The following is a 998-nucleotide window of genomic DNA, read 5'->3' as shown; positions in this document are numbered from 1 at the left end:
ATAGTAACAAACAAAGAGAATCCCACCCGTGAATACGTCAAATCTATCATGGATGCCCGTTGGTCTGTTGAAGTTTATCATCGAGAAGTTAAACAAAATTGTGGTATTGAACGCTGTCAGGCTCGCACGAGCCGAGCGCAAAGAAATCATATTTTTCTCGCTATTTCTGCGTGGTTTGAACAACATAAACGTCGTATATCTGAAAAAATAACCCTTTATCAACAAAATTGGGACGTAATCAAAAATGCTATTGCTGAGCACATCCGTGTTTTATTAGCGTACCCAAATTAGTTTTGTGCGAAACTCGTGCCTATGAAAAAAACGGTTACTGAAGACGTTGTCCGCTTTGAGACTGAACCCGGTGAACAGATGCAGGTTGACTTCACGATTATCAGACAGAGGAAAAACCCTTTGCTGGCATTCGTTGCCACGTTAGGCTGGAGTCGCTCGACTTTTGTTAAGTTTTACACCTGTCAAAATTCAGCAGCCTGGTGCGACGGGATTGAGTCAGCCCTACAGTATTTTGGCGGTACGCCTCGTCAGCTGCTATTTGATAATGCGAAGACCATTATCATTGAGCGTGATGTTTATGGTCCTGGTAAACACCGCTGGAACCCACAGCTTATCCAGCTTGCCGAGAAATATGCTTTTAGTCCGAAAGTCTGCCGTCCATACAGGGCGAACGCCAATTCCCAAACGAAATGCAACAAAGTAAATCCTTGGTCATACATACACGAGTTTCGCAGTCTCTAAAAAAGAAGTATAAATTTAAAAACAAGAAAAAATCAGGATGTTCATATTTTGTCCGGTTATCCATGCATTAAAGATATCTATAAAATATTCTTGCAAGTAAGCAGTGTAAGATACTCTAGTTTGGCGTTATCAGAAGTCAGCCCATCGCCTTTATCTCATGACACGGTTAGCCGATGGTTAAAAAGTAGATGTTTCCGCCCTAAAGACCTATGGCGATTAGTTGAACCTTCTATAGACAAAAAAAG

General features: G+C 41.5%; 2 protein-coding genes and 1 pseudogene. All 3 read left to right on the top strand.

Annotation, left to right across the window (positions count from 1 at the left end; translation table 11 throughout):
- The coding region (locus CBG25_RS11300; RefSeq protein ID WP_290603789.1) for a transposase at window positions 1-291 on the top strand (291 nt) is incomplete at its 5' end.
- Window positions 292-330: 39 nt separating this feature from the next.
- A pseudogene (locus tag CBG25_RS11295) lies at window positions 331-681 on the top strand (DDE-type integrase/transposase/recombinase); the annotation flags it as partial.
- 120 nt (window positions 682-801) lie between these two features.
- A partial coding sequence (locus tag CBG25_RS11290) for a hypothetical protein (protein ID WP_290604058.1) occupies window positions 802-998 on the top strand: 197 nt, incomplete at its 3' end.

This window comes from Arsenophonus sp. ENCA (genome assembly GCF_002287155.1).
Taxonomy (GTDB): Bacteria; Pseudomonadota; Gammaproteobacteria; order Enterobacterales; family Enterobacteriaceae; genus Arsenophonus; species Arsenophonus nilaparvatae.
This window is presented reverse-complemented; position numbering and strand designations above follow the sequence as displayed.